A 23101-nucleotide genomic window follows, 5' to 3' on the forward strand; every position below is an offset into this window, starting at 1 on the left:
TTTAAACAAAAATGTGATACAATAGTAAACGATAAACTTATAAATTGTAGAAAGTTGGTTAGTTATGAAACTTCCAAAAGAAGGCGACTTTATTACAATTCAAAGTTATAAGCATGATGGGAGTCTTCACCGTACTTGGCGAGACACCATGGTACTAAAAACAACAGAGAACGCTATTATCGGCGTCAACGACCACACACTTGTTACCGAAAGTGACGGTCGTCGTTGGGTGACCCGAGAGCCGGCTATTGTTTACTTTCACAAAAAATATTGGTTTAATATCATTGCCATGATCCGTGATAATGGGATTTCCTACTACTGCAACATGGCTAGCCCATACTATCTAGACGAAGAAGCTTTAAAATACATCGACTATGATTTAGATGTTAAAGTTTTTACAGATGGCGAAAAACGCCTCTTGGACGTCGAAGAGTATGAACGTCACAAGCGCAAGATGAATTATCCTGATGATTTAGACTATATTTTGAAAGAGCATGTCAAGATTCTTGTTGATTGGATCAACAACGAACGAGGCCCCTTCTCAGAAGCCTATGTCAACATTTGGTACAAACGCTACGTAGAACTAAAGAATCGGTAAAGTTGTCAGAGGTCAGGAACAAAATCCTGACCTCGTTTTTTATAAGCAAAAAACCTGCCTTAAGGCAGGTTTTCGTCTAAATATCTAACTTCGTAACAGTGAACTTGATATGGGAATAATCTTTCTCGATATCCTTATCTACCATAAAGGCTGTCGCATCCTTCTTGACCTGTACCAAGTCAATATTCTGTGCTTGAGCGGCATAAACACAACCACAGTAACATTGGCGATAAATATCATACTCTTCACACATTTCTACAGAACGTTTGTAACCTTGATTTTTCTTAAAATCACTCGGAAGATAATGAGTGGTGTAAATTTTCTGCACATCGATCCCGATACTATTGATGGTTTGTGAATTTTTGTGAGGACTGATGGTTAGGGCTGAGCCGAAGTAATCAAAGCCCAAGTCCATAGCCACCTGCGCTGTCTTATCCAAACGATAGTCAAAACAAACCTTGCAACGATCACCACCTTCAGGTTCTTCTTCCAAACCTCGAACCAGTTTACGGTACTCATTGGGTTCATAAGGTGCTTCTAGATATTGGACATTGTTGCCAGTTCGCTCATTAAAATCACTGACAAACTTTTGGGTCACATAAGCACGCTTATGATATTCTGCCTTGGGATGGATATTGGAATTAGCAAAATAAATGGTCACATCGGCATACTTAGTCAAGTACTCTAAAGTGTAGGTACTGCAAGGAGCACAACAGACGTGCATGAGAATAGTTGGTCTTTCTTCATTTTTTTCCCAAACTTGGACCATCTTTTGCATGACACGGTCATAGTTGATCTTTTGATTGGGATTCATCTTACTTAGAATTTCTTCAACATCAATCATGCTCTTCTCCTTTTCTTCTTGTTATTGTACCACAGGATACTACTTTGAGCAAATAGGGTTTCGTGCTTTATTCAGTTTTCAAGTCCTGATTTAATAGCTTACCCATCCTTTTTAGGCTGATTATTAATATAGGATAAATTAAAAGTAAGATAAGGCCTAGAACTAAAAAGACAGCAACAAGACCCCAACGATCAATCAACCAACCTATCAATGGGAAAATGACAATCATGGAAAGACTAAAGAGCATGGAATTGATACTAAGCATAGTTGCTCTTACACTGGAAGGTAAATAACCTTGTAAGTCATTGAAATAGATAGGCTGATAAACTGCATAAAGTGTATTGGTTAAAAGATATACAAGAAGAAAAGCAAAGGGTGTTCCAGAAAACACCAATAGTAGGGACAAACCTGTTAGTGCAACAAGAGTCGGAAAAACTAGATTGCTATTCCATTTTTTACCAATTTGACTAGCTACATAAACTGCTATAAGATTTAAGCCACTACCAATCAGCATGACCAGCGATACCTGCCATCCTACTAAGTCACTTATTTTCTGCTGATAGTAAAAGTAAAACATGCACATGAGTGTCCCGACTAGCTGATAAGTCATCATCCAGTAAAAGAGTACTGGTTTTTCCTGCCATTCTTTTCGAACTTGCAGGACAATCGTTTTAAAGGTTAAGACTTCATTTCTTCCTCTCTTAGCAATTGGTTCTTTCATAAAATAAATCAAGATTATAGAAAGAAAAGATAATCCAATAGCAATTAGATAGGTCCAAGCCAATGCTCCGTGAATAAAGAAGCCTGCGACAACTGTACCTAGGGTTCGAGTGACTTCTGCCACACCAGACAAAAAGCTAGAAATCTGAAGATATCTGTCCTTTTGACCCGCTTCTACCGCAGAATCATATAAGAAAGCGGTGCTGGTTCCCGAGTCAAAATTATAAGACCAAGCACTAACCATCATGGCAATCGCATAGATCCAAAAATTCCCCTGACCAAACAAAATCAAGATAGAGGACACAATACTGGCCAAGCGAGCCAAATAGAGATTGGTCTTGTAGCTAAATCGATCGGCCAACATACCAGATGGGATTTCACACAAGAGACTGGTCCCGTGAAAGATACTTTCTAATAGACCAATTTGAAGTAAGGAAAGACCATTTTGAATGAAAAATAAAATCCAAAAACTGGTAATCCCAAAATAAGATGTAAATTCCAGACCTGCTAGGAGTGGAATATTGCGTTTGTAAGTTCTTTTAAACATTGTTTTCTCTCTTTCAATATGTAATATGATTATTTCTAAAAGACTTACTTAGATTTGCCTACATTTTCTCCACCTCTTTCATTTAAAGTAATACTCAATGAAAATCAAAGAGCAAACTAGGAAGCTAGCCGCAGGCTGTACTTGAGTACGGCAAGGTGAAGCTGACGTAGTTTGAATTTGATTTTCGAAGAGTATAAAAACGCCAGACGGCGTTTTTATGGCTATTATGGTTTGATACGGTGCAACATACGTGGGAATGGAATAGCTTCACGGATGTGTTTTGTACCTGCTGCGAAGGTTACCATACGCTCGATACCGATACCAAATCCACCGTGTGGTACTGTACCATATTTACGAAGGTCAAGGTAGAATTCGTACTCTGTAAGATCCATACCAAGTGATTCCATCTTAGCGACAAGGGCATCGTAGTCTTCCTCACGCATGGAGCCACCAATAATTTCTCCGTAACCTTCTGGTGCGAGCAAGTCTGCACAAAGTACGCGATTTGGGTTCCCAGGAACTGGTTTCATGTAGAAAGCTTTGATGTCTGATGGATAGTTGATCACAAAGGTTGGTACACCAAAGTGGTTTGAAATCCAAGTTTCGTGTGGTGAACCGAAATCATCTCCATGCTCAAGATGTTCATAGTCTGCATCTTCATCGTTTTCATGCTCTTGCAAGAGATCAATCGCTTCATCGTAAGTAATGCGTTTGAATGGCTCTGCAATGTAGCGTTTCAAGAGCTCTGTATCACGTTCCAAGGTTTCCAAGGCTTGAGGAGCACGATCTAGAACTCCTTGAAGCAACGCTTTAACATAAGCTTCTTGCAAGTCAAGTGATTCATCGTGTGTTAAGTATGAGTATTCTGCATCCATCATCCAGAACTCTGTCAAGTGACGGCGAGTTTTTGATTTCTCTGCACGGAATACTGGACCAAAGTCAAAGACGCGACCTAGAGCCATAGCACCTGCCTCAAGATAGAGCTGTCCTGATTGGCTCAAGTAAGCTGGTGTTCCAAAGTAGTCTGTTTCGAAAAGTTCTGTAGAGTCTTCTGCAGCATTTCCTGAAAGGATTGGGCTATCAAATTTCATGAAGCCATTCTTGTCAAAGAACTCATAAGTTGCATAGATGATAGCGTTACGGATTTGCATAACCGCTACTTGCTTACGAGAGCGGAGCCATAAGTGACGGTTGTCCATCAAGAAGTCAGTTCCGTGTTCTTTTGGAGTAATTGGGTAATCTTGAGATTCACCGATCACTTCGATGTCTGTAATATCCAACTCATAACCAAATTTTGAGCGTTCGTCTTCTTTGACAATCCCTGTCACGAAAACAGAAGTTTCTTGGCTTAGGCGTTTGATCGTATCAAATTTTTCAAGACCTACTTCTTCACCAAATTTCTCGATAAAGTTTGGTTTGAAAGCCACGCCTTGGAAGAAGGCAGTTCCGTCACGCAATTGCAAGAAGGCAATTTTTCCTTTTCCTGACTTGTTAGCAACCCAAGCACCAATAGTGACTTCTTGACCAACGTAGTCTTTTACTTCGATAATTGTTACACGTTTTGTCATGTTTTATCTTCCTTTTTTGTTTAACTTGTCCAAAGACATTATTACTCATTATTGTACCACAAATAATGCCTGATAGCTAGCTAGTTTGATAGAAATTCATAAGTTTTAACAACAAAAACCTCCGCCAATGAGGCAGAGGTTTTACTTCCTAATTTTCCATAAATTGGTGCAAGCGACGAATAGCTTCTTTGAGTGTATCTAGGTCTGTCGCATAGCTGAGACGGACATTCTCTGGTGCTCCAAATCCTGCTCCCGTAATCAAGGCCAGACCCACTTCCTCAAGAATAGCCGTTGTAAATGCTGTTACATCTGTATAGCCTTTCATCTCCATAGCTTTTTTAACATTTGGGAAGAGGTAGAAGGCTCCTTGCGGTTTGACTACTTCAAAGCCAGGGACTTGGCACAAGAGAGGATAAATGGTATTGAGACGTTCCTCGAAAGCCTGACGCATGGTTTCTACGGAGTCTTGTGGACCAGTTAAGGCCTCGATTGTTGCGTATTGTGAAACAGCGGTTAGGTTTGAAGTTGTTTGACCAGTCAATTTGCTCATAGCAGCAATAATTTCTGGATCACCTACTGCATAACCAACACGCCATCCTGTCATAGCGTAGGCCTTAGACACTCCATTGATGACAATAGTTTGTTTGCGAATATCTTCTGACAGACTAGAGATTGGAACGAACTCATTCCCGTTATAGACCAAACGTCCATAAATATCATCGGCCAGGATAAGAATATCATGCTTAACTGCCCAATTTCCAATGGCTAACAATTCCTCACGAGAATAGATCATCCCAGTCGGATTAGATGGTGAGTTTAGTACCAAGACTTTAGTCTTATCTGTGCGAGCAGCTTCTAATTGCTCCACAGTCACTTTAAAGTGATTGTCTTCCTTGGCTTGGACAAAGACTGGAAGGCCTTCGGCCATCTTAACCTGATCCCCATAGCTGACCCAGTATGGTGTTGGAATGATAACCTCATCACCTGGATTAATCACAGCCATAAAGAAAGTATAAAGGGAGAACTTGGCACCAGTCGCAAAAGTGACCTCATTAGCTGCCACAGAATATCCATAATATCGTTCAAAATAGGTATTGACTGCTGCTTTTAACTCAGGCAAACCTGAAGCCACCGTATAGAAAGACGCGCGACCATCTCGAATGGCTGCAACCGCAGCATCCTGAATATTTTCAGGAGTATGAAAATCGGGCTGACCTAAAGTCAAGAAAAGAACGTCTTTTCCTTCAGCCTTTAACTTCTTTGCTCTTGCATCACTAGCCAGAGTAACGCTTTCTTCAATCTCTAAGACTCGTTTGGATAATTTCATTGTTTCTCCTTTTCGACTAAGGCACCAGATTCAAAATCTACTAGATAATAGTCTCCTCCAGACTTGATTTCCCAGACAGGCTTTTCAGCGTACCGTCCGAAGGTAATCTTGTCGATCTCAGTTGCTCCTTTTTCTCTGACAACTGCTTCTGCTTTTTCTTGAGAAGTACCATTTTCTAGTTGATATACGTAAATATTGTTGCTACTTTTCTCTATTAAGACAGCAACTGATTTCTGGTTCTTATCTTGGCCAAGAACACTATAATAGCTTTCTAAACCATTGAAGATATCAATCTGGCTAACCGTTTCTAGATTTGCATACTGCTTAGCGAGTCTTTCACCTTCTACCTTAGCAGTTTGATAAGGCTTCATGCTGAGCCATACCAAGTAGAGAAAGGAAGAAGTGATGACTAGAGTTAACAAAGTTATACCAATAATGTACTGAAATAATAGGGAATTTTTTTCTTTTTTCTGTCTCTTTTTCACTCGTCTATTTTACCATCTATCCTAGTGAATTACAAGTGAAGTTAGGGGAGGAATCTGGATTTTCAATACGTTTTTAGGATATCATTACATAACTTCAAGCCGTGTTTTTATAGACTTTTCTACAGTCTTCATTTTTAATTAAAAACTTAGATTCTATTGATTTTATTTTCTGAGCATATCCCTTGCAAATGATTTTATCGTGTTGTAACATATATTATAACAACAGAGTGATTCTGATTAAAAGATTGAAATTTAAAGGAGACTCCCTATGTCTAAAAAAGTATTATTTATCGTTGGTTCACTTCGTGAAGGTTCATTCAACCACCAAATGGCACTAGAAGCTGAAAAGGCACTTGCTGGCAAAGCCGAGGTAAGTTACCTTGACTACTCAGCCATTCCTCTCTTTAGCCAAGACCTTGAAGTTCCTACACTTCCAGCTGTTTCAGCGGCTCGAGAAGCTGTTCAAGCTGCAGATGCAATCTGGATCTTCTCTCCAGTCTACAATTTCTCAATTCCAGGGACTGTGAAAAACTTACTTGACTGGCTTTCACGCGCCATTGACTTGTCTGACACTCGTGGAGCATCTGCTCTTCAAGATAAGATTGTTACAGTATCATCTGTAGCAAATGCAGGACACGATCAACTCTTTGCGATTTACAAAGACCTCTTGCCATTTATCCGTACACAGGTTGTTGGTGATTTTACCGCAGCCCGTGTTAATGATTCTGCCTGGGCAGATGGTCAATTAATCCTTGAAGATAGTATCGCTGCTTCTCTAGAAAAACAAGCTGAAGATTTACTTCAAGCTATTCAATAATAAAAAAGATAGTAGAAAATCTCATTTCTACTATCTTTTTGTCTATTCAACAAATTCTCCAATCATACTATGTTTTAATGGCAAACTACACATTACTAAAAGGAAAATGAAGGAGGATTGAATCCAAAAGAGGGCCAAATCAAAAATCCCATGCACAGCAACTACTGTTAAGAACGAAAGATAAAGACCAACAATTGGACGCTTGCTCGACTCCTGACTCATATCAATTAATTTTCGAATTGGGTCTGAAGAAGCAATCCCTAATAATACCGTTCCTACCACACCGTAACTCAATATCGTATCAATGTATATACTATGAGCATGTTCGTGATAAGGAGCAAAAATACGAGGATAAGAGTGCATATAGGTTAGGGGCCCCTCACCCCAGAAGGGGTTTTGTTTGAATAAGGTCATACCTGCATTCCAGATTGACACTCGTTCTTCCATAGACGAATCGAGCGTTCCCATTCGAACTCCCAAATCACTCGAGAAGAGGAAGGCTAGACCAACACCAAATACTCCGATACTGAGCCAGAAGGCACGCCAGTTCTTAATGGTAGTGAAAAGATAAATAATCGCACCAAAGATAATGGCTGGAAAAGCTGTTCTATTTTGGGTGAAATTCAAACCAAATAAATTCGCAAAGATTGCAATGAGAGAGAAAATTCTCAACCATCTCAATCGTGTCGTACTAATTAGGTAAAATCCAATCATAATACAGAAGCAACAGATAATCCCATAATAATTAGGATTAAAGAAGGCTACTTCTGCACGGTTCTGATGCCAGACCTGCATCTTAGGTGATAAGAAAGTATAATCAAATTTCTTTACAATCTGAAAATGCTCTAAAGCTGCAAAAACTGATGCTAGCACACTAAGCGACATAACCGATTGCAATATTAATCTGAAAAACTTAGGGGTTAAATGGGCTTGGTAATAGTAAAAGAAAATTGCAAAGAGGAACATTCCTAAGGTGGAAACCATCCCCATCACATTTTGAGCTAAAAGAGAGATAACACCACTATAGCCGATAAATAAAAGTAAGATAGAATGGTGGGATAATCGTTTTAATATCCCCTTCATCTCTCCTGTAAATATTAGACCTATTAAGTAGGCGATAAAAATAATAACGAAAATATAAAAAGGCAAGAAAATACTTAGAATAACAGCTAGTAAGACTAGCTCTTGCTTGGATAAGCCTTTCAATTTTTCAATGATACCTATTGATTTCACAACAGATCCTTTCTTTCTGCGCTATATAGCCCAGATATAAGCTATTAAAACATTTTACCATTTTTCAAATGATTTGAAAACCACTTTGTCCTTCTCATCCTAACTAAAACTTGGTAAAAATTTATAGGGAACCCGGATTCCTCCACTAAAAGCAGTCAATCTTTTGTAAAATTGTGGTACAATAAAATTAATTTCCCAGGAAAGGCTCTACTATGAAATCCTACCAAGAAGTTTACAAAATCTTAGCTCATGAAACAGATTATTTAAGCGGAGAGAAAATCGCTGAAATATTAAACCTCTCTCGCACCTCTGTTTGGAAGGCTATCCAACGCCTCCAGCAGGAAGGTTTAGAAATTGACAGCATCAAAAACCGTGGCTACAAACTTCTTCACGGTGACCTAATCTTACCTCAAGAAATAGAAGCTAACAGCCCAATCTCAGTTCAATTTAAACCTATCACCAAATCAACCCAGAGTGATGCTAAGGAGGCCATGGAAGCTGGTGCCAAAGGAGATACACTCTACCTATCAACAGGCCAAACTATGGGACGTGGTCGATTTCAACGCCCCTACTATTCTCCAGAACAAGGTGGAATTTACATGTCTCTCCACCTCAAGCCAAATCTCTCTTATCTAGATTTGCCAGCCTATACACTCCTGACTGCAGCTGCAATTTATAAGGCTGTTAAAAACCTTTGTCTGATTGATTTAGATATCAAATGGGTAAATGATTTATACCTAAATCAGAAAAAAATAGCCGGTATTCTAACTGAAGCCATCACTTCTGTCGAAACCGGCCTTGTCACAGATGTTATTATTGGTGTTGGTATCAACTTTTCTATCGCTGATTTTCCAAAAAACCTACAAGGGAAAGCTGGAAGTCTCTTTTCTCAAAATAGCCCAATCACTCGCAACGAGCTGATTGCAGAAATCTGGAAATGTTTCTACGAAACTGAGGCCGATGAGCTGCTTTACCTTTATAAAAAACAATCAATTGTTTTAGGCAAAGAAATTTCCTTTAAGAAAGATCAAGAAATCATCTCAGGAAAAGCTTGTGATATCTCTGACCAGGGTCAACTGCAGATAGAATTAGCTACTGGTGAAAAAATTTGGCTCAATAGTGGTGAAGTCTCCCTAACTAAATGGTAAACATTCCTCAATAACATAAAGAAAATCGACCTCTCTTTCGAGAAGGTCGATTTTTTGTTCATTTATTTTTTCAAACGCTCAACATCACGCGCAATCACAAGTTCTTCATCCGTTGGGATGACAAGGACACGAATTTTTGCAGCTTCTGTAGAGATGTCTCCAGTTACTCCAAAGACATTTTTCTCCGGGTCTACATCACAACCAAACCAAGAGATACCTGAAATAACTTTCTCACGCACAAGAGTTGCATTTTCACCAACACCAGCAGTAAAGATAATAGCATCTGCTCCGTTTAGGACAGCCAAGTATTGTCCAATGTGTTTTTGGATACGGTCAACATACATTTCAAATGCCAAAGCAGCATCATGATTCCCTGCTTCCATTGCAGCAATCACATCACGCATATCACTAGACTTCCCTGAAACACCCAGCAATCCTGACTCACGATTAAGAATACGACTGATGTCCTCAGGCTTGTTAAAGTCCTCTGTATATTGCATTAAATAAGGAATGATGGCTGGGTCAATATCCCCTGTACGAGTTCCCATCATAACACCACCAAGTGGAGTGAATCCCATTGATGTATCGATTGATTGACCACCTTTAACAGCTGTGATAGAAGCACCGTTACCAATATGGCAAGTGATCAATTTCAACTTTTCTAGTGGACGTCCCAAAAGTTTTGCTGCTTCTTGAGCAACGTACTGGTGACTTGTACCGTGTGCTCCGTATTTACGAACCTTGTTTTCTGTATAGTACTTAGTTGGTAATGGATAACGGTAGGCTTTCTCTGGCATTGTTGTGTGGAATGATGTATCAAAGACTGCTACACTTGTAATATCTGGCAACAATTCTTTGAAGGCACGAATCCCAGCTGCGTTTGCAGGGTTGTGCAATGGAGCAAGAAGGCCTAGTTCTTCAATTTTTTCTAAGACATCACCTTCAACAACTGTAGACTCTTTGAAGTACTCTCCACCTGCAACAACACGGTGTCCGACACCAGTAATTTCATCATAAGTTTTAATAATATTAAAACGAATCAAGTCATCAAGTAAAATCTTAACAGCCAAGGTATGGTTTTCAATATCAAGAACTTGTTCTTCAGAACGACCGTCAAACTTAACTGTTGAAACAGAATCCTTCAATCCGATTCGCTCAATTAAACCTTTTGCAAGCACCTTTTCTTCTGGCATTTGATATAGTTGCCATTTCAAGCTAGAGCTTCCAGCGTTAATTGCAATGGTTTTTGTCATAAATTTATTCCCCTTTTTAAGCGTTTTCAACTATTATACCAAAATTTGCACTAGATTTCATGCCCTTGACACCAATTTTGAAAATTTTCCTTAAATTCCATCAAAATTTCAGGGTCACGAAGACTGGTAAGTGGATAAACAAATGGTTCAACTCCTTCTCCTGTCTTCTTTTGTAGGACAAAAATGCTCTTAGACTGAGCGCCTTGGGCAAAGAGATCCTCTGGTAAAGAAATAATTGCCACTAGTTGAGCCTGGTCAGTGAGCCATGATTTCAAAAGGTCACTCTGAGGACTTGTCAGGAGATCTGTTGGAGCTAGAAAAATCGCATAGCCTCCTGTCCTGAGATACTTGAGTGATTGTTCCATTAACAAATGATGAGCATAAGTATGTTCATTCTTAGCCGCTACTTGATAACGTGAGGCTGTCTGATCATCTGGATAGTAACCGACAGGCAGGTCGCTCACAATGATGTCACTTTCTTTTAATACTTGTGGACGCACTGCGTCTCCTTGGACAAAGCCCATTTGAAGATCCATTACTTCTGCCATGCTTGCCGCCAAGTCAATCAAGAGGTCATCAAGTTCTATTCCCAGGTAATCTATCTTTTTGTTCATAGACGTTAAGAAACTAGCTCCAAGAATTCCCATCCCAGATCCCAATTCCAATAAGCTCACATTTTCAGCAGGGAAAAGTTGTTCAATGATAAAAATCATCAAGTGACCAACCGCATCCGGTGTGAACTGGTGATTTGCTTGAAGAGGCTCTGTTTGCGCTGCCTTCATTAACAAAAATTGATAGGTCCGTAACCACTCCTCTTTTCGAAGTGCCAAACGTTTTAAGGCCTGGTTATTTTTTTTGACTTGCTCCAGAGCGGTTTGACCATCGAGATAGATCCCATTTTGTTCAATCAAGGCATCATAAAAGCTTGTCGCCAAATCGTTTTGAATGATTTGGACATTTTCTAGTAAATAGGTATATGCTTGTTCAATTTTTTCAAAATCCATAATCTTATCTTACCAAATTCAGAGCCGATTTTCCAGATTTTCATAATACTGAAAACAAATAAAAACCTCTGAGATGACTCTCAAAGGTTTATTCTACTATTTACTATTTTCAACAGCTGCTGTTACAAAAGCAGTGTAAAGTTCTTCAGGACGATTTGGACGACTTGAAAGTTCTGGATGGTACTGACAAGCCACAAAGAATTTGTTTTCTGGGATTTCCACAATTTCGACCAAGCGATTGTCTGGTGAAACACCCGAGAAGACAAATCCTGCACCTTCAAACTGTTCACGGAAGGCATTGTTAAACTCATAACGGTGGCGGTGGCGACGTTGGACCACTTCTTTGTTATGATAAGCTGCTGCTGCCTTAGAACCACGTTTCAACTTAGAAGGATAAAGTCCCAAACGAAGGGTTCCCCCCATGTCCTCAACATCAATCTGATCACGCATGATATCGATGATCGGATATTTTGTATCAGGATCAAGCTCTGCTGAATTAGCCCCTTCAAGTCCCAAAACATGACGGGCAAACTCGATACAAGTCAATTGCATTCCCAAGCAGACTCCCAACATTGGTACATCATTTTCTCGAGCATAGCGAATCGCTTGAATCTTACCTTCTGTCCCACGTTGACCAAAACCACCTGGAACGATAATTCCATCAGCGTCATCTAATAGTTCCGCTACATTATCAGCTGTCACATCGTTAGCATTGACCCAATCAATCTTGACTTCTGTATCATTGGCATAACCAGAGTGTTTCAAGGCCTCTACGACAGAAATGTAGGCATCTTGCAACTCGACATACTTACCAACAAGAGCAATTTTGACTTGTTTTTTTAGATTCATAACCTTATCAACCATAGCTGACCACTCTGTCATATCTGCTGCCGGTGCATCAATCTTCAAATGGTCACAGACGATTTGATCCATGCCTTGAGCTTGCAGATTAAGCGGAATTTGGTAAAGATGATCTACGTCTAAGGACTCGATAACTGCTTCTGGTGCCACATCACAGAACTGGGCTAGTTTGTTTTTAATCCCTTGTCCTGCTGGTTTTTCTGTACGAATGACTAACATATTTGGCTGGATTCCCAAACCTCGCAATTCTTTGACAGAGTGTTGAGTCGGCTTGGTCTTCATTTCTCCAGCCGCCTTGAGGTAAGGAAGCAAGGTTGTATGGATATACATGACATTTTCTGCACCCACATCAGACTTCATCTGACGAAGCGCCTCTAAGAATGGAAGGGACTCAATATCGCCAACTGTTCCACCAACCTCTGTAATAATAACATCAGAGTCCGTCGTTAGAGCGGCACGCTTGATTTTTTCTTTCAAGGCATCTGTAATATGAGGAATGACTTGGACAGTTGCTCCCAAATACTCTCCACGACGTTCCTTGCGAAGAACTTCACTGTAGATTTTACCAGTTGTCACGTTGGAATATTTGTTGAGATTGATATCGATGAAACGTTCGTAGTGACCCAAGTCCAAATCTGTCTCAGCCCCATCATCTGTCACAAAGACTTCCCCGTGCTGATAAGGACTCATGGTTCCCGGATCGATATTGATATAAGGGTCAAACTTTTGAATGGTTACCTTCAAACCACGATTTTTCAAGAGCCGTCCTAGGCTCGCCGCAACGATCCCTTTTCCAATAGACGACACCACACCACCAGTTACAAAAATATATTTCGTAGACATAGATTCCTCTTTCTAAAATGCTCAAAACCCTGTTTCCTAGAAGGGGAGATCGGAAACAAGATCTTCATCAAATACTACAATCCAAGATAAAAGTTCCCGGAAAAACAAAAATAGCTCCCTAATAACTAGGGAGCTCCGACCTCTAAAAGAGGTGCCCGAACAATATCTTACCTCAATTTGGTACATTTGTCAAATGTCATTCTTTACTAGATTTATAGTTCTACTGCAGAAAAGAAAACAACAAGGAGATTTCCTTGTTGTTTGGTATTATTCTTCTTCTTCCTCAGAATCCTCGTCATCTTCTTCAACAAGATCAACATCTTCCCCAAGATCATCTGGTGCGATTTCGTTGATTTCGGCGTCGTAGGCTTCTACTTCGTTCTTCTCATCGTCTGGATTTTCATCATCATAAGAAAGAGCTGGATCTTCTTCGTAGGCGTCCTCATCCTCTGGATCATCTGCACCGTAATCAATGGCATCAGCATCTCCATCCATAAAGGCATTAACACGTTTTTTCTTAGCCTTAGGTGCTACTTCTTCATCGTCACTTTCTTCAAGAGCAATGATTTCTTCGTCAATTTCATCTACTCCATACCATGAACGAAGGCCCCACTTGTTATCTCCAAGAGAGATGAAGCTACCATCAAAGTTCAACTCTGTATAGAACAAAGGTAGTGCTTCGCGAATATCGCTATTAGAGGTACCAAGATAGTTTTGGATTTCATTGACCAAATCGCTAAAATGCATCTCGTGGTCGCGACCACGTTGTTCCAAGATGGCACGAGCCACCTCAATCATAGATAGTTCACTTTTTTCTTGCCCAGCAAATACTTCTAATTCCAAAGCGTTTCTCCTCTTTTTTTACTACTAATGCCAGAGTATATAAACTCTGGTCTCATTTTATCATGTACTCTTTATTGTACGATAATTTTCTTTATTAGTCAAAGGTTTAGAAGAAATTAATGTGAAATATTTCAGCGAATAAAAAGACCTGGGAGATACACTCACAGGTCCCTTACTTTATTTATAGCTTAAAGCTCGTTTAAAGGTTTTCCAGATACCTAAATCATCTGTTTGAAGGACTAGGCTGGCATACATACGTCCGATAAAGGCTGTTGCAGTCACAGCAAATACAACTGTTATCGCAAGAGAAATCCAAGCCTCGATACTATTTGCATAACCATTAATAGCTCTGAAAGGCATAAAGAAGGTTGAGATGAATGGGATATAAGATCCAATTTTCAAAACCAAATTATCCCCAGAAGCCCCTAAGGCGGTTACCCCTATAAAACCTACCATAATTAAGAGCATCAAAGGAGACAAGGCCTTACCAGAGTCTTCAGGTCGAGAAACCATAGAACCTAAGAAGGCAGCCAAGACAACGTACATGAAAAGACTAACCAAGACAAACAACAAGGTGTTCAGAGAAAAAGCTTCTCCCAAATGACTTAGAATACCTGAATTAGCCAAGAAAGGCATATCCTTAAAGAATAAGATAGCTCCAAGTCCGCCTACAACATAAATACCAATATGAGTCAAAATGACAAGAAGTAAGGCAATCATACGTGCGTAAAAGTAGTGACTAGCACGAATACTTGAGAAGACCACTTCCATAATTTTTGTCCCTTTTTCACTGGCTACCTCTTGAGCAGTGACACTGGCATAAGTAATCAAGATCATATAGAGGAAGAAGCCTAGTCCTGCTGCCGCAAAGGTTTGGACCATCTTTTTACTTTCCTTAGATTCATCAATCTGCTCTGAGAATTGAATCGTTTGTGCCAAGTGCTGTTCCTGTTCCTGAGATAAATGTGCCTCCGAACGATTGAGTTGGTATTGAAGCTCATTCAACTTAGTTGTCACAGCTAACTTAATGCCACTCTCTAGTGAAGTTTCACCGTGATAGACTGCCTTGAGAATACTACCTTCTTGATCAATGGTCAAATAACCTTTTATTTTTTCATCCTTGATGGCTTCTTGGGCGCTTGCTTCATCCTTATAGTCAACATTAATGCCATTGGTCGATTTAAGACTCTCTGTTACAGCAGGCACCGAACTAACTACAGCCACCTTATTATTCTGAGCCAGAGAGGAACCTTGAAGATAGCCAATTCCTCCAGATAAGCCGATAAAGAGAAAGGGCGAGATTACCATAAAGAAGAAACTCCAGGATTTGACATGACGTAGATAAGTTTCTTTGATTACAACCAACATATTTCTCATACTTCCACCCCTGATTCTAGTTTAAAGATTTCATCAATTGTCGGAGCTTGCTGGTCAAAGGTCGCGATATAGTGTCCTTGAGTCAAGATAGCAAAGAGCTCCTGTCCAGCATTTTCGTCATCTAGGATGAGCTTCCAAATTCCCTGCTTGGTCAAGCTAGCATGAATGACATGTGGGAGTTTTTCCAAGTCTTCCTGGCTCCTTTCACTTGCAACAAAGAGTCGCGTTTTGCCGTATTGATTACGAACATCTTGGACTGGTCCATGCAAGACGACACGCCCATCACGAATCATAAGGATATCATCACATAGCTCTTCGACATTGGTCATGACGTGGTCTGAAAAGATAATGGTTGCACCACGTTCTTTTTCTTTGAGGATAACCTGCTTGAGCAATTCAGTATTGACTGGATCCAGGCCACTAAAAGGTTCATCTAGAATGATCAGATCTGGTTCATGCATTAAAGTAATGATCAGCTGAATCTTTTGTTGATTCCCTTTTGAGAGACTCTTAATCTTGTCTGTCAATTTTCCCTTGACTTCCAGCTTCTCCATCCATTGAGGGAGTTTTTCTTTGACTTCTTTGGCATCCATGCCTTTTAACATTGCTAGGTAACGAACTTGCTCTAGAACTGTCAACTTAGGCATGAGACTACGTTCTTCGGGTAGATAGCCAATCCGAGCATAGGTTTCCTGACGAATTTCCTGGCCATCAAACTGAATTTCTCCTTGATAATCCAAAAATTTCAAAATACTGTGAAAAATGGTTGTTTTCCCAGCTCCATTTTTCCCAACTAGACCTAAAATTCTTCCAGGCTGAGCTTGAAAGTCAACGCCAAACAAGACTTGTTTGGAACCAAAACTTTTTTCAAGATTGCGGACTTCTAACATAATCCACCTCCTACTAATCTTACCCTCATTATACTCCTTTTTTTAGTCATTACAAGGATTTATGTACATTTTTATTAGTAGAATTTACTAGGTGTTTTTTATATCAAAACGAATAAGATTCAACTTCATTATTCTTTCCAATATTCGGTATTTACAAAGACAAAAAAATCCATCCCTCAGGATGGATTTTAGACTGTTAACGCACTTCTGCATTCACTTTTTCTTCAAGTGATGCTTGGATTTTTTCCATGTAGCGTGCGACTTCTTCGTCGGTCAAGCTATCTTCTGGATTTTGGAAGGTCAAGCTGTAGGCCATGGACTTCATACCAAGTCCTAGTTTTTCACCTGAGAAGACATCGAAAAGTTTGATATCTGTCAAACGTTTCACGCCAGCAGCTTTGATGGCGTCTACCACATCTTGGTGAGTCACTTCTGCTTTGAGGAGAAGGGCGATATCACGGCTGACTGCTGGGAATTTAGTAATTTCCACAAAGGCTTCTGCTGGTTGAAGGGCTGCCTCAATAGCCGAAAGGTTAAGCTCGGCTACATAAGTTTCAGGGATATCATAAGCCTTAGCAGTGACTGGATGCACTTGCCCAAGGAAACCAAGAACTTGGTCGCCGAGTGAGATCAAGGCTGTACGTCCTGGGTGAAGACTCTTAATCTCTTGCGTTGCTGTATAGGTCGCTACAAGACCCAAACGAGTAAAGAGTGCTTCAAGGATTCCCTTAGCATAGAAGAAGTCAACAGGAACAGCTGCTGTTTGGAAGTCTTTTTCAGCGACTAAACCAGTCAAAGCAAAGGCGAAACTGTTGATTTCATTTGGCAAGTCTTCTTTTGGGTTACCTGTTTGTTCAAAGACTTTTCCAATCTCATAAAGAGCCAAGTTTTTATTCTTACGCGCTACGTTGTAGGCAACTGTATCTAAAATACCTGAAACCATATTTTGACGGAGGACCGAACGATCCACAGTCATTGGCCACATGAGCTCTGTCAAATGAGTTGGTTGAATGGTAAACTCAACCGCTTTTTCAGGAGTTGTCAGTGCATAGGTGATGATTTCAGTTAAGCCTGCCCCTTCTGCAATGGTACGAACTTGACGGCGCAATTTTTGTGTCGCTGTTAATTCACCTGCTGTACCATCGTCTTTTGGAAGACTGGTTGGCAAACGGTCATATCCATAGATACGAGCGATTTCTTCAAAGAGGTCTGCTTCGATAGTGATATCCCAACGGCGACGTGGAACGCTAACTGTGAAGGATTCTGCATTTCCAGAAAGGCCAAATCCTAGACGACGGAAAACATCCTCTACATCCGCGTAGGAAAGCTCAGTACCAAGGACACGGTTAACGTCTGCAAGAGTTGAAGAAACTTCCACATCAGATGTATCCAAGTGGCCTGCTGAAACGATACCCTTCCGCACGGTCGCACCAGCCAATTCCGCAATCATACTTGCTGCCGCATCAAGGGCTTCATTAACGGTTGCCACGTTGATTCCCTTTTCAAAGCGAGAAGATGATTCTGAGCGAAGATTGAGGCGACCACTTGTCTTACGGATAGATTTGCCATTGAAGACAGCAGCTTCAAGAACTACACGAGTAGACTTTTCAGAGATTTCTGTAGCTTGTCCGCCCATGACACCTGCAAGGGCAACAGGTTTATCAGCAACAGTAATGACTAAGTCAGTTGTTTCCAACTCACGCTCTTCCCCATCCAAGGTCACTAATTTCTCACCAGCACGTGCTTCACGCACACGGATGTCGTTTCCTTCAAAGGTATCTAAGTCAAAGGCATGCATAGGCTGACCAAAGTAAAGCAGGATATAGTTGGTCACGTCGACGACATTGTTAATAGGACGAATACCTTCGTTCATGAGGAGGTTTTGCAACCATTGTGGACTTGGTGCGATAGTCACATTGTCCAAGATACGAGCTGCATAGTAAGGAGCCTTGTCCGTATCAATGCTGACAGAAAGAGCATCCGCTGCAACTTGGTCTGTTTCTGTTAAAGTAAATTCTTTAAAATTGACTGACTTGTCATAGATAGCTGCTACTTCGTGCGCCACGCCACGCATAGAGAGGGCATCTGCACGGTTTGGAGTGATGGAAAGTTCGATGATTTCATCATCCAAGTCTAGATAGGAGAAAACTTCCTCACCTGGAACTGCATCATCTGGCAAGATTTGGATTCCATCTGCAAATTCTTTCGGTACAACAGAGTCAGAAATACCCAACTCACCAAGTGAACAGATCATCCCTAGTGACTCTAAGCCACGGATTTTCCCTTTTTTGATTTTGTAGTTGTCCGCAATGCGAGCACCTGGAAGAGCCACCATGACCTTGATGCCTGCACGCACATTTGGTGCTCCACAGACGATTTGACGGGCTTCTTCTTCACCCACATTGACTTGGCAGACATGCAAGTGTGTTTCGGGCACATCTTCACAAGACAAGACCTCACCAACGACAATTTTTGAGAGACCAGCAGCAGGTGATTCCACACCTTCTACCTCGATCCCTGTAGTTGACATTTTTTCAGCCAACTCTTGTGATGGTACATCAATGTCCACCAATTCTTTTAACCATTTATAAGATACAAGCATAATTTAATTCTCCAGAATGACAGTTGTCACTCTAGTTTTTTTCCTTTCCTATCATTTCATTAGAAGAATTATCTTCTTACCTTAATTTCTTTTTCAGTAACCAATCCGTATCTACCTTTTGCCCAACCATAAAACGATGTTGGCTAAATTTTTCAAAACCATATCGATTATAAAATGCTTGAGCTTTTGTATTATGCTCCCAAACACCTAGCCAAGCCCAGGAAAAACCATTTTTTTCTGCAAGTTCCAAAGCGAATTCAAATAGTTGCTTACCAAGTCCAAATCCTTGATATGTTTGTAGCACATAGAGACGTTGAATTTCAAAAGCGTTCTCTAATTCTCTCTCGGTTTGAGCATTTCCCCAGTTGACTTTGAGAAAACCAGCTATCTCCTCTTCATGCATAATGAAATAGGTTTCAGAGTCAGGATCTTCCAACTCAGTTGACAAAACTCTCAGATTATAAGCCTCTTCAAAGTATTCCTGTAACTGCTCTTCCGTATTATCATGAGCAAATGTTTCACGAAAGGTTTGTTTGGCAATTTTTGCCAACACCTCAACATCTGCTATTTCCACTTTTCTAATCATTATTTAAACTGTTCTGAGAAGCGGATATCTCCTTGGTAGAATCCACGGATATCGTTGATTCCGTAACGAAGCATAGCTACACGCTCTTGACCAAGACCAAAGGCAAAACCAGAGTAAACAGTTGCATCGATGCCACTCATCTCAAGGACACGTGGGTGAACCATACCGGCACCCATAATCTCGATCCAACCAGTTTTCTTACATACGTTACAGCCGTCTCCTCCACACTTAAAGCATGAAACATCCACCTCAACAGATGGCTCTGTGAACGGGAAGTAAGATGGACGCAAACGGATTTGACGCTCTTCACCAAACATTTTTTGCACAATCAACTGGAGGGTTCCTTGAAGGTCAGCCATAGAGATGTTTTTCCCAACAACCAAACCTTCGATTTGGTGGAACTGGTGACTGTGGGTTGCATCATCCGTATCACGGCGGAATACACGTCCTGGTGAGATCATCTTCAAAGGACCTTTTGAAAAATCATGGGCATCCATAGCACGCGCCTGAACTGGAGACGTGTGAGTACGAAGCAAGATTTCTTCTGTGATATAGAAAGTGTCCTGCATATCACGAGCTGGGTGATCCTTTGGAAGGTTCATACGTTCAAAGTTGTAGTAGTCTTGTTCTACTTCAAAACCATCCACTACTTGGTAACCCATCCCGATGAAGATATCTTCTATTTCTTCACTAGTTTGTGTGAGGACGTGACGGTGACCAGTCGCAACTGGACGACCTGGAAGTGTAACATCAATGCTCTCACTTGCTAGTTGAGCTTCCACTTTCTTTTCTTCCAAGAGCTTAGCTGATTCTTCAAATGCAGCTGTCAAAACATCACGAGCTTCATTGACGTGTTTCCCGATAACAGGACGCATTTCTGCAGAAACATCTTTCATCCCTTTCAGGATTTCAGTAAGGGAACCTTTTTTACCAAGGACAGAGACGCGCAATTCTTGCAGCTCTTTTTCATTTTCAGCAGAAATCTGCTTCAAGCTAGCTAGCGTTTCTTCACGAAGCGCTTTTAATTGTTCTTCAATAGTTGACATAATTCCTCCATCAGTCACTCGTAAGATAAAAAGAAAACCACATGTCAAAAACTCCACTCGGAGCGTTGACACGCGGTACCATCCGTTTTTATCTGACAAGCCAGACCTTTATTTCTGAATCCATAGGCAAGTGAATTCACCCAGCTTTCATATAGAGAACTTTCAGTCACGGCTCTCCTCCCTGATATACTTCCCCTGAGATACTAGTCTTGCAGATTCCTATTTAATTATTATTCATTTTATCAAATTTCAAGCATTCTTGCAAGGTGTTTTGCGACTAATCAACATAGTCTCCACCTTCAAAGCCATAATACTCTTCCAGACTGAGGCCACTTGCAGCGATTTCTTTGGCTTCTTTGCCAACATAGCGAAGGTGCCATTCTTCAGCCATATAACCCGTTTCTTTTTCCTTACCTTTAAGGTAACGAACGACAAAGCCATAGTCTGCGGCGTGGTCTAAAAGCCATTGAGCAGCCTTTTCTTCTGTCACTAAATCTCCATTTGTTCCTATTAGGTCAAAGGCAAGGCCAGTTTGGTGTTCACTGTAACCAGGTCTTGCAGAATAACGGTCAGCCTCAGCCTTGCCATCTTTATCTACATAGTTTTGATAAAGCTGAGTTTGAGTTTCATAACTTCTAAAACCACTATAGTTGTCGCTAATCGGGAATCCTGCTTGTTGCATAGCTGCAATGAGTTTCAACAGTTCTGCTTTAGCGGTAGGATTTTCCCCTGGATTATAGTCTTTTGACATAGGATAATGCTTATTAGCGACAACAATCTCATCGTACTTGCCTTGAATGCTGTAGTGATCTCCTTTGTCTACTACTTCTGCTTTCTTTTGACTAGCTGCCTGAGACTTACTTCCCGCAGTTCCTTCTTGGACAGTTTTTTCTTCCGTTGAAGTCTGAGTTTCTGAAGTTGCTGGCTTTTCTTGTGAGCAAGCCGCTAATGTCAAGGCTAATAATCCTGATAATACAAGATATCTTTTCTTCATCTTTAATCCTTTCATTTTACTATCTGGTTTAAAGTTTCTGATAATGTCGCAATCAAGTTTTCCAGTCTCCGATCTTTAACGTGATATTCCTCAGCAACCATTTCTTCCCATGGGACCCACCAAACTGGACCACGACCATTAAGACCATGTCCCTTCATATCACCCTCTCGTCTCGGAAAAATATGCCAGTGGACATGGGCATCTCCATTTCCCAACAACTCTACATTCATCTTTTCAGCAAAAAAGGCCTTAGAGACAGCTTCCTGAACTAAGCTCATTTCCTCTAAAAAGCGGAATTTGACAGTTGGATGCAGATGATGTAATTCTGTCACATGTTCTTTTGCCAGGAATAAAGTATAGCCTTCAAAATACTGGTGGTCTCCGATGACAACATAGCCTGTTTCCAGTTCTTTTACAAAGTAGGGATTTTCCCCTGCCTTAATCAATTCAATTCGTTGGCAAATCAAGCACATCTTAGTCTACCAATCCACTCTTGAGATAAGCATCCACCATACGCTCAGTAGCAACTACAGAATCGATATGAGTACGCTCATAAGAGTGACTAGATTCAATACCAGCTCCGAGAAGGGCGTGTTTGACTTCTGCTCCAGCTGACATAGCTGCAGAAGCATCTGAACCATAAAATGGATAGATGTCGAGTTTAAATGGAATGTCTTGGTCTTTTGCTAGGGCAACCAGATGTTGACGGAATTCATAGTGATAAGGGCCTGAAGCATCTTTGACACAGATAGACACTGTGTACTCATCCGTCTGCTGGTCATCTCCCATTGCTCCCATATCTACTGCTAGATATTCAACAACTTGACTTGGGATACTTGAGTTAGCACCATGCCCCACTTCTTCAAAGACTGAGAAGGCAAAATGCGTAGTGACAGGAAGTTCAATCCCTTCTTCCTTATAGACTTTAAGGAGATTTAGAAGGATAGCTGCACTGACCTTATCATCCAAATGACGCGATTTGATAAAGCCTGTCTCAGTTACGACAGTTCGTGGGTCAAAGCTGATAAAGTCACCAACCTCAATACCAAGTGCGCGTGTTTCTTTTTCATTGGTCACTTTTTCATCCAAACGTACTTCCATATTGTCCTGCGTGCGTTCAGCAGTGCCAGCGTCCTTGTATACATGACAAGAAGTCTGGTGGATCAAAATGGTACCTGAAATAGTCTTACCTGTACTAGCCACATGAACTGTACAGTTTTCGCCTTCAATCATGTTCCAAGGATAACCACCGATACGATCCATTTTGAGACGACCGTCTACTTTAACAGTACGAACGATAGCTCCCAAAGTATCCACATGGGCAGTCACATAGCGCTGTTGCTCGTCATTTTTTCCTTTGACAGTAACGTTGACACCACCTTTGGCAGTACGGATTGGTTGATAACCTAGTTTTTCAAGAGTCTCAACCAAATAATTCGTAATTTCACGCGTAAAACCTGTTGGCGATGCGATAGCAGTTAGTTCTTTGATATATTCTACAGTTTGATTCATTTC

Annotated in this window: 21 protein-coding genes; 3 read left to right on the plus strand and 18 right to left on the minus strand. The window is 40.7% G+C overall.

The features are described 5' to 3' along the window. The first annotated feature begins 64 nt into the window (after positions 1 to 64). Positions 65 to 598, plus strand: a complete 534-nt coding sequence (gene ntdP / locus NML75_RS01705) for a nucleoside tri-diphosphate phosphatase (RefSeq protein ID WP_004252157.1) — start codon at positions 65 to 67, stop codon at positions 596 to 598. Between the two features lie 76 nt (positions 599 to 674). On the opposite strand, the gene NML75_RS01710 is transcribed toward ntdP, so the two are convergent. The 5 genes from NML75_RS01710 to NML75_RS01730 all read right to left on the minus strand — a co-directional run bounded on the left by NML75_RS01710 (position 675) and on the right by NML75_RS01730 (position 6089). Further along, positions 675 to 1442 (minus strand): epoxyqueuosine reductase QueH, encoded by a 768-nt coding sequence (locus tag NML75_RS01710; RefSeq protein ID WP_004252154.1) that lies wholly within the window; start codon positions 1440 to 1442, stop codon positions 675 to 677. A gap of 67 nt (positions 1443 to 1509) precedes the next feature. Next, positions 1510 to 2709 (minus strand): MFS transporter, encoded by a 1200-nt coding sequence (locus NML75_RS01715; RefSeq protein WP_254733586.1) that lies wholly within the window; start codon positions 2707 to 2709, stop codon positions 1510 to 1512. A gap of 224 nt (positions 2710 to 2933) precedes the next feature. Then, entirely contained in the window at positions 2934 to 4277 is a 1344-nt protein-coding gene (asnS, locus tag NML75_RS01720; protein WP_070677108.1) for an asparagine--tRNA ligase, read from the minus strand. Positions 4278 to 4425: 148 nt separating this feature from the next. Then, positions 4426 to 5604, minus strand: a complete 1179-nt coding sequence (locus NML75_RS01725; RefSeq protein ID WP_004252146.1) for a pyridoxal phosphate-dependent aminotransferase — start codon at positions 5602 to 5604, stop codon at positions 4426 to 4428. Beyond that, a complete protein-coding gene (locus NML75_RS01730) occupies positions 5601 to 6089 on the minus strand; it encodes a cell wall elongation regulator TseB-like domain-containing protein (RefSeq protein ID WP_070677107.1) in 489 nt (162 codons plus the stop codon). Before NML75_RS01730 ends, NML75_RS01725 begins: the two co-directional genes overlap by 4 nt. Before the next feature lie 268 nt (positions 6090 to 6357). Here NML75_RS01730 and NML75_RS01735 point away from each other — a divergent pair, with 268 nt between their 5' ends. Then, on the plus strand, positions 6358 to 6906 hold the full coding sequence (locus tag NML75_RS01735; protein WP_049494170.1) for an NADPH-dependent FMN reductase: 549 nt from the start codon (positions 6358 to 6360) through the stop codon (positions 6904 to 6906). 42 nt (positions 6907 to 6948) lie between these two features. Here the strand turns inward: NML75_RS01735 and NML75_RS01740 are convergent, their stop codons facing one another. Beyond that, positions 6949 to 8139 carry an O-antigen ligase family protein gene (locus NML75_RS01740; RefSeq protein ID WP_049494171.1) on the minus strand — a complete coding sequence of 397 codons (1191 nt, stop codon included), beginning with the start codon at positions 8137 to 8139 and terminating at the stop codon, positions 6949 to 6951. A gap of 212 nt (positions 8140 to 8351) precedes the next feature. On the opposite strand from NML75_RS01740, the gene birA reads away from it, so the two are divergent. Next, positions 8352 to 9287, plus strand: a complete 936-nt coding sequence (gene birA, locus NML75_RS01745; RefSeq protein ID WP_049494172.1) for a bifunctional biotin--[acetyl-CoA-carboxylase] ligase/biotin operon repressor BirA — start codon at positions 8352 to 8354, stop codon at positions 9285 to 9287. 62 nt (positions 9288 to 9349) lie between these two features. Here birA and NML75_RS01750 read toward each other — a convergent pair whose 3' ends face one another. The 12 genes from NML75_RS01750 to NML75_RS01805 all read right to left on the minus strand — a co-directional run bounded on the left by NML75_RS01750 (position 9350) and on the right by NML75_RS01805 (position 23098). After that, positions 9350 to 10540: an acetate kinase gene (locus NML75_RS01750; RefSeq protein ID WP_049494173.1), complete on the minus strand. Its 1191-nt coding sequence runs from the start codon at positions 10538 to 10540 to the stop codon at positions 9350 to 9352. A gap of 50 nt (positions 10541 to 10590) precedes the next feature. Then, positions 10591 to 11544, minus strand: a complete 954-nt coding sequence (locus tag NML75_RS01755; protein ID WP_254733587.1) for a class I SAM-dependent methyltransferase — start codon at positions 11542 to 11544, stop codon at positions 10591 to 10593. 96 nt (positions 11545 to 11640) lie between these two features. Beyond that, entirely contained in the window at positions 11641 to 13248 is a 1608-nt protein-coding gene (locus NML75_RS01760; protein ID WP_004252126.1) for a CTP synthase, read from the minus strand. A gap of 267 nt (positions 13249 to 13515) precedes the next feature. Next, positions 13516 to 14091 (minus strand): DNA-directed RNA polymerase subunit delta, encoded by a 576-nt coding sequence (rpoE, locus tag NML75_RS01765; protein WP_004252124.1) that lies wholly within the window; start codon positions 14089 to 14091, stop codon positions 13516 to 13518. 177 nt (positions 14092 to 14268) lie between these two features. Beyond that, entirely contained in the window at positions 14269 to 15468 is a 1200-nt protein-coding gene (locus NML75_RS01770; protein WP_025170548.1) for an ABC transporter permease, read from the minus strand. Further along, entirely contained in the window at positions 15465 to 16358 is an 894-nt protein-coding gene (locus NML75_RS01775; protein WP_070677103.1) for an ABC transporter ATP-binding protein, read from the minus strand. Before NML75_RS01775 ends, NML75_RS01770 begins: the two co-directional genes overlap by 4 nt. Before the next feature lie 196 nt (positions 16359 to 16554). Next, positions 16555 to 18960 (minus strand): phenylalanine--tRNA ligase subunit beta, encoded by a 2406-nt coding sequence (gene pheT / locus NML75_RS01780; RefSeq protein WP_070677102.1) that lies wholly within the window; start codon positions 18958 to 18960, stop codon positions 16555 to 16557. Positions 18961 to 19036: 76 nt separating this feature from the next. After that, the gene (locus NML75_RS01785; protein ID WP_070677101.1) at positions 19037 to 19546 is read right to left on the minus strand and encodes a GNAT family N-acetyltransferase; all 510 of its coding nucleotides are present in this window, start codon (positions 19544 to 19546) and stop codon (positions 19037 to 19039) included. Further along, positions 19546 to 20592, minus strand: coding sequence for a phenylalanine--tRNA ligase subunit alpha (gene pheS / locus NML75_RS01790; RefSeq protein WP_070677100.1), 1047 nt, complete (start codon positions 20590 to 20592; stop codon positions 19546 to 19548). The genes NML75_RS01785 and pheS overlap by 1 nt, the downstream gene beginning before the upstream one ends. Before the next feature lie 277 nt (positions 20593 to 20869). Beyond that, positions 20870 to 21586, minus strand: coding sequence for an LD-carboxypeptidase LdcB/DacB (gene ldcB, locus NML75_RS01795; RefSeq protein WP_004252109.1), 717 nt, complete (start codon positions 21584 to 21586; stop codon positions 20870 to 20872). An 11-nt stretch (positions 21587 to 21597) separates the two neighbouring features. Beyond that, entirely contained in the window at positions 21598 to 22059 is a 462-nt protein-coding gene (locus NML75_RS01800) for an HIT family protein (protein ID WP_004252106.1), read from the minus strand. 1 nt (position 22060) lies between these two features. Next, the gene (locus tag NML75_RS01805; RefSeq protein WP_004252105.1) at positions 22061 to 23098 is read right to left on the minus strand and encodes a M42 family metallopeptidase; all 1038 of its coding nucleotides are present in this window, start codon (positions 23096 to 23098) and stop codon (positions 22061 to 22063) included. Positions 23099 to 23101: the final 3 nt, after the last annotated feature.

The organism is Streptococcus sp. CF4-3 (assembly GCF_024295385.1).
Lineage (GTDB): Bacteria > Bacillota > Bacilli > Lactobacillales > Streptococcaceae > Streptococcus > Streptococcus infantis_I.